Annotated in this window: 7 protein-coding genes; 4 read left to right on the top strand and 3 right to left on the bottom strand. The window is 36.1% G+C overall.

What is annotated here, in order from left to right; genetic code table 11:
• From ACFXN8_RS07160 to ACFXN8_RS07150, 3 genes are all read right to left on the bottom strand, one after another.
• On the bottom strand, positions 1 to 590 hold a 590-nt coding region (locus ACFXN8_RS07160; protein WP_386843956.1), incomplete at its 3' end, for a reverse transcriptase-like protein.
• A gap of 256 nt (positions 591 to 846) precedes the next feature.
• Positions 847 to 1,191 carry a YlbF family regulator gene (locus ACFXN8_RS07155; RefSeq protein ID WP_376075494.1) on the bottom strand — a complete coding sequence of 115 codons (345 nt, stop codon included), beginning with the start codon at positions 1,189 to 1,191 and terminating at the stop codon, positions 847 to 849.
• Positions 1,192 to 1,208: 17 nt separating this feature from the next.
• A complete protein-coding gene (locus ACFXN8_RS07150) occupies positions 1,209 to 2,351 on the bottom strand; it encodes a DUF445 domain-containing protein (RefSeq protein WP_376075495.1) in 1,143 nt (380 codons plus the stop codon).
• Positions 2,352 to 2,674: 323 nt separating this feature from the next.
• Here ACFXN8_RS07150 and ACFXN8_RS07145 point away from each other — a divergent pair, with 323 nt between their 5' ends.
• From ACFXN8_RS07145 to ACFXN8_RS07130, 4 genes are all read left to right on the top strand, one after another.
• Positions 2,675 to 2,878 carry a YheE family protein gene (locus ACFXN8_RS07145; RefSeq protein WP_376075496.1) on the top strand — a complete coding sequence of 68 codons (204 nt, stop codon included), beginning with the start codon at positions 2,675 to 2,677 and terminating at the stop codon, positions 2,876 to 2,878.
• 167 nt (positions 2,879 to 3,045) lie between these two features.
• Positions 3,046 to 3,462 carry a hypothetical protein gene (locus tag ACFXN8_RS07140; protein WP_386843953.1) on the top strand — a complete coding sequence of 139 codons (417 nt, stop codon included), beginning with the start codon at positions 3,046 to 3,048 and terminating at the stop codon, positions 3,460 to 3,462.
• 880 nt (positions 3,463 to 4,342) lie between these two features.
• Positions 4,343 to 5,680 (top strand): hemolysin family protein, encoded by a 1,338-nt coding sequence (locus ACFXN8_RS07135; protein ID WP_386843951.1) that lies wholly within the window; start codon positions 4,343 to 4,345, stop codon positions 5,678 to 5,680.
• 302 nt (positions 5,681 to 5,982) lie between these two features.
• Positions 5,983 to 6,891, top strand: coding sequence for a cation diffusion facilitator family transporter (locus ACFXN8_RS07130; RefSeq protein ID WP_386843949.1), 909 nt, complete (start codon positions 5,983 to 5,985; stop codon positions 6,889 to 6,891).
• Positions 6,892 to 7,105 lie beyond the last annotated feature (214 nt).

Genomic DNA, 7,105 nt, shown 5'->3' with positions numbered 1-7,105 from the left:
TCAGAATTTTCTTTACGTGCTATCAGCTTGTACTCTGGCTGGATACTAAGCTCCTCTAGCTTTGCGTCGATTTTATCTGCCCAGCTAGATAAATTCTTTTCTAGTGCTGGCCATTCCCCACTCAATTGATTGATAACGACTTGGGAATCACCAGTGAAACAAACGGGCAAATGGTGAACATTCAATAGCTCAAGCTCAACTAACCCTAAATAAAGCGCTGCGTATTCTGCCTCATTGTTAGATTTAAGCTCTGACGAAAAAGAATTTTGTCTTAATCGATACGGCTTGCCATTTTGTTCATAATAAATCACACAGCCTAGCCCCGATTGATTTGTTGCACGATCAAAGCCACCATCAAAATAGACTGTAATATTGTGTGGCTCTGTGTCAATTTCCTTTAAATACGCCTTGAGTTCCTTTAAAGACCAACTTGTATCCTGTCGATCGATACAATGCAGTGATTTTACTCTCCCTGTTCGCTCCATGTCCTCTGCAAGTAGTAATGCTTGAGCTGCTGGCATTTCTTCTGAACGTAAAACAGTTTCAGCACCCTTTTGCGCTTTATAGGTCCATTCAATGATTACATGCATAGTATAACCTCCAATAGATATTGAGCCATAAATTGAAAACGTGCTCCGGCTTGCGGAAACACGTTTTCTTCTTACTTGTTATATGTGCAACTATTAGTATTTTTATGCCTAAGAAAGCGGTTTGATCAGCTCGATGATAGCATCTGCTTTTTCGGGGCTCTCGTTTGCAACGCTAGAACCTGTTGTTCTGCTGCTTAGATGCTGAACTTCGCCGCTAGATTATGCTTTTCCGCTGTTTGGATGCTCTTCTTCGCTGTTAAAATTCTTCATACAATGCTTGAATAGGTTTTATTAAAATGCGGTTTACTTCTTCAATTATCTTACTTACATTCATTTCTGCCTCAAGCATTGCAGAAATTTTTGCATTTTGCTGTGCAAGCTGTGCCGCTTTTTGTGCATATACAAGCTCATCTTCCAATATATCTTCGCCATTTAATTGCTTTTTCTGTAAGTCAATTTGAACCTTACGGAAATTTTTGAATAGATTTAATGCCTCTTCATCTTCCTTAACCACTGTCACAGCTTTATTTAACACTTCAAATTCAGGTGTTTTACGAAAAGTTGCCTCTAACGTATTAATTTCATTGTAAATATTAATCATAAACATAATTCTCCTTTTTAAATAAAGTAAACTATTAACCCTTGCACAATCCCAATCAATCCACCAAGAACTGCACCAAGTACTGTAATCATTTTAAACTCACGCTTAGAAATACCTAGTACAAGTTCCTCTAATTTCTCTACAGGGAAAGAATCAACCTGCTCACGTACTATTTCTTGTAAATTTAAGCGTTTCAACACATCTTCTAATTTCTCTTCAGCTTTTACAAAAGCTTTTTCAATGGCTTGTGGAATCACTGTTTCCTTCATCCATGAATTACCTTCTGGCCAGTAATGTGAAATAGGATAATTTAAGCGCTCTTCAACTGCTAATTGTTCTTTTACGTAAGTTTGCAATTTCGATAATATTTCTTCAAAACGAATATCCTGTAAGAAATCCATTGCTGGACGATCTTTTAATTTCTCCAATTCCTGCGTAAAAATTTTCGTTAATAATGCTGATGTTCCTGGTTTCTGTAAAAATTTTATAAGCTCACGCTGAACCTTTGTCATGAGCGACGAAGAATCACCTAAAAACATATTAATCATTCCACCAAGTGATCCTTTTGACGATAAGAAGTCATCAATCATCGCCTTAATTGTCAGTTCGCCCTCGGGTGATAAAAAATAATCCTCACCCTTTTCTAAAATATGATCAACCGCTACTGGTATCTTTGCATCAATTGTATGTTGAATATCGGCTGATAATAGTGAACGAATTGATTTCGTTGATAGTGTATTCTTAACTGATTCAAATTGTCCCTCAACAATCGTTTCTACCTTCTGTTCAATTGTTGCTGACATACCGGAAAATCCAGCTAATGATAGCCAATCCTGAATTGTTTTATCATTTGTAAAAATCGTTTCTTCTACCTTTGTTTGTACAAGCTGTTCTACCTTTTCCTGAATATCCTTTGAGAAAAATTTCTTTCTAAAAGTTTCAGGTGTTAATAAATAATTCACAACCGTTAGCCCAAGTTGCTTTGCTAATTCGTCACGTCGTTTTGGAATAAGACCTGGTGTAAAAGGCACTCGCCAATTTTTAATATATATAGCATTGTGCGGTCGGAAAAGCATTTTAATAGCTAGGTGATTCGTTACACCACCGATTGCAGCACCGATAACGGCCATAAATATTAATGTCACTAGAAAATTATCCATTAGTATCCTCTCATTTCAATTGTATTCACTATTGGCGTATTTTGTCGCCTAATGCACTCATTATAGCAGAGCAATGATTTTCTACGAAAGAAATACCCCCTGTTAAAGTATGATGATTCACTATTTTTATCCATCTTCATTGATTTGAAGGTGCTAATGTCCGCTGTGAGCTACAATCAGTTTAAATGGACACACATAAGCAAAATATATCAACAAAATATCCTTTAATCAGCTTCTTACGATAGGAATAACATTTGGAGTTGCAAAATGACCACTATCCTTGAATAATATTAACTACATATATAAAGAAATGGGGTTTGGTTATGATTCAGCATTTTAGCTTTAGGCCTTTATTTGAAAATTCCCAGCTTCCTGGTTGGTCCATTTCGTTCTTTTATCAACGTGAACGTTATACAGCGGAGTACTTAAAAGATGGCGTTATACATTGGAATGGACCTATTCCTCCTAACGAAGAGGAAGTAAAAAAAATGATTCACGAGCTTATGTTGTACCATGTTTACGACTAATAAAAGTAATATTTTTCATACTCCCACTGTATAAATATACCTATTTCTTACTATTTCTAGCATTGCTATTATCTTAAAATTGTTTAAGTATATTGAAATTCCCTTATTTTTCTTATACATTTATGTTATCAAGTATTAAAGGTTTTTTTATGCAGGAGGCTATTTCAATGAGTAAAGTCACTCTTTCTGATGACTTAAACAGTTATAATACAAAAGCATTAATTCGCGCAAAAGTAAAAGAAGTTTTTTCTGAATTTTCGGCTAAGATTTTCGAATTAGCGAATGAGGATGAAGCTATTGATAGTAAAAAATTCGAGGCCCTTTCTGGCTATAAAAGTGATTTCTACAATGAATACTGCAGTCAATTAAAAGGATTTTTCGATTCATCTACTAGTACTTTCGGAAAAAGACCTGCAAAAAATATGTTTTTAACATATAAGGGCAATAATTATGTTTTGACAAAACAAGGTATAGCAGAAAAAGCACCTGTTACAATTTCACTTTACTCAGGTGAAATACCAGGTAAAGAAACGCTATACGATGTGGAAAAAGCGTGCTTGAATTACGCTTTCAACAAAAATTAAAAAGCAGAAGGAGCCATCTCATACGAATGAAAATGGCTCCTTTTTTGTTGAAAAACTATTTTGAAATTAAGGTGTCGCTTCGCTCTCGCTACAAAAACATCTGTTATTGCTGCCGCTACTTTTTCGCATACATTTGCTGAATTTTGTTTTATCACTATAAATGATAGTGACATACCAGAAAATATATATTTTATGTAAAATGGTTGATTGGAGTGGAGACTAGGCGACTCCTTGGGGATCAGCGGTAGAGGAACGAAGGCTAAAAGCATCACGTCCTGTGATAACGCCTTCGTGACTAACATCGTGTTAGCCCGACGCCCCCAGGAAGCTTTGCTCTGTGCGAAAGCGAAGCGACAGCGACAATTGTTTTATCTGTGCGAAAGCGTAGCGACAGCAACAACAAAGCGCCCAGTCGGAACGGAAATCAACCCCTTGTTCTGCCGAAAAGCGATACTATGACACCATCTATTTTATTTTTCTACAATACAAAGGAGCCGCCTCATATGAATGAGACGGCTCCTTATTTGTGCTATTAAAAATAATTCATTTAAAAAAATCCGCAAGTAAGCACCTTGAGATTTTTGACGTGTCGTTTTATATGAGATGTAAATGCTTCTTTCTCTAAACAAACTATCTTCTTTGCTACATTTAAAGTTAGCATAACAAATTTTTATTTTCAATCTTTTGGTGCTTGAAATTATTTATTTTTTTAATTTACGGTTTGAAAATTAACTAAAAAAGTTGTTGTCAATATTTGTGTTTTGCAAGTAAATATTTTATGATTAAATCATTCAACAATTTTTAAAATCATAGGAGGTGTACACTTTGTTTCCTTCCCTCATTTGGGCGGGAGCAAAGGAATTATTTGGACGGAGACATAATGGAAATAACCATAAGGTTGGCGGCATTTGCCCTACTAATAATAATGACAGGATTTTTCGTTGCAACTGAATTTGCAATCGTTAAAGTAAGATCCACACGAATTGATCAATTGCTTGCCGAAGGGAATAAAAAAGCAAAAAATGCAAAACGTGTAATTTCAGATTTAGATGAATACTTATCTGCATGTCAATTAGGTATTACGATCACTGCTTTAGGTCTAGGTTGGCTTGGTGAACCTACATTTAAGATTATCTTGAATCCAGTGTTTGAATTTCTAAATTTGAGTGAAAATTTTACTACTGTCCTTTCATTTATACTTGCATTCTCAATTGTAACTTTTATGCATGTTGTAATAGGGGAATTGGCGCCAAAAACACTTGCCATCCAAAAAGCAGAATTTGTAACATTAAATCTTTCTGGCCCATTAATTTTATTCCACAACATTACGTATCCAATCATTAAGCTGTTAAACGGATCTGCACGTGGCTTAACTGGCCTTTTCGGCTTGAAAATGATGTCAGAATCAGAAGTAGCCCATACTGAAGAAGAGTTACGTATGATTTTGTCGGATAGTTTAAAGGGTGGAGAAATTAATACTTCAGAATATGAATATGTAAACAGTATTTTTGAGTTCTCTGATCGTCTTGCGAAAGAAGTCATGGTCCCACGTACTGAAATCGTCGGCATTGAAAAAGAACTAACGATTAGAGAAGTTTTCGATTTAATGGGCGTTGAGCAATATACCCGTTACCCAATTATCGATGGTGACAAAGACCATATTATCGGCTTAGTCAATATGAAGCACTTATTAACCGCCTACATTAAAGATCCAGCAAATGGCGATAAATTAGTGATTGATTATATGCAGCCAATTATTCGCGTAATGGAAACAACGCAAATTAACGAATTGTTACTAAAAATACAGCGTGAACGTATTCATATGGCCATTTTAATGGATGAATATGGCGGAACATCTGGTCTAGTTACGATTGAGGATATTATTGAGGAAATTGTCGGCGAAATTCAAGATGAATTCGATGAAGATGAAATTCCAGAGGTTCAGGAGATTGCAGAAGATCACTTTATTTTAGATGCGAAGATGCTAGTTGAAAGTGTTAATGATATGCTAGGTACCGACATAGAAGATGATGATATTGATACAATCGGTGGTTGGTTCATGACAATGCGCTTTGATGCGGTCGAAGGAGACAGTATTGAAGAACAAGGTTATGAATTTATCGCAAAAGAATTAGATGGTCACCATATTTTATACTTAGAAGTTCTGAAAATACCTGAACGTGATTTATCAAATGACAACGATGAAGTACATGACTAAAAACCAATTTTGCCTCAGCATAATTGGTTCAGATTAGGCTTTGAACTTACACAAAGCCTGAGTTCCACTATTTCAGCGGATGTTTGGACAACCGCTGAAATAGGTAATTGGCTTATCGTATTTGCCGTGATATGATTCATGTCACGCTTGTATGATTAGGTATAAAACTAGTAGTTTGCTCACAACCTATATTGGCAAGAGCTTCTACTGAAATTAAATAAATCTATACGTAAAAAACGACTCCCTTACACGAGAAGGGGGTCGTTTTATAATGCCCGAAAGTTTTGCTAGGAGGAAACAAAATGGAGCTCTATACAAATTTACGTCAAGGGGAAAAAGGTGCCTGGTTATCTATTGGTACGTATATAATACTGAGCTCAATAAAACTAGCGATTGGCTATATCGGAACATCAGAAGCACTAAAAGCAGATGGACTTAACAATACCACTGATATTATCGCATCCATAGCGGTATTAATTGGATTACGCATTGCCCAAATACCACCTGACTCTAATCACCAATATGGCCATTTACGTGCTGAAACAGTTGCTTCACTTGTTGCATCATTCATTATGCTAATTGTTGGCTTACAGGTACTCATCAATTCGATAAAAAGTCTATGGGAGCCAACTGGCACAGCACCATCATTATTAACAGCCTTTGTGGCAATCGGCAGTGCAGTCGTGATGTATATCGTGTATCGCTATAATTTGGAACTATCCCAAAAAATAAAAAGTGCTGCCGTTAAGGCTGCAGCCTATGATAATCGCTCAGATGCCCTTGTCAGTATCGGTACAGCAATCGGAATTTTTGGCGCTATTTTTGGCTTCCCCATTATCGATACAATAACAGCTCTACTCGTCGCACTTCTTATTATTAAAACAGCTGTAGAAATCTTTTGGGAGGCCGTTCAAAACCTCACAGATGCCTTTGATGTTGAAGAGGTCAAAACATTATCCGTTTTAATCCGCAATGTTGAGGGTGTAATCAATCTCATAGACTTTAAGGGCCGTGCGCATGGCAATATGCATTTTATAGACGTAACAGTGACCGTTGATCCTTACTTAAATGTCTTTGAAAGTCACCGAATCACAGAGGAGATTGAAAAAACCGTTTGTGATGAAAATTCCTTCTGCCAGGTACTCGTGCATATTGAGCCAGAAATAGAAGTAATTCCTCCAGCAAATGACGACAAGTCTCCTACCAATTGATTGGTTGGAGACTTGTTTTTTTATGTTTAGGTTTTGAACTTCAACAGCACAAAGTTTTATGGTTCACCAATTCCCATTGCTAATATTAATAGATAAGCAAAAACCAAAACTAATACATTTGCGATTAGACCGACCCAACCAAAATACGTTTTTTAGAAATAACCAAAGAAATTACAGCAAATATAATACCGATCATTGATAAAATGCTAAAAAC

The organism is Lysinibacillus sp. NPDC059133, from assembly GCF_042755925.1.
Taxonomy (GTDB): Bacteria; Bacillota; Bacilli; order Bacillales_A; family Planococcaceae; genus Lysinibacillus.
Note: the sequence above shows the minus strand (reverse complement) of the source record. Positions and strands in the feature narration are given on the sequence as shown.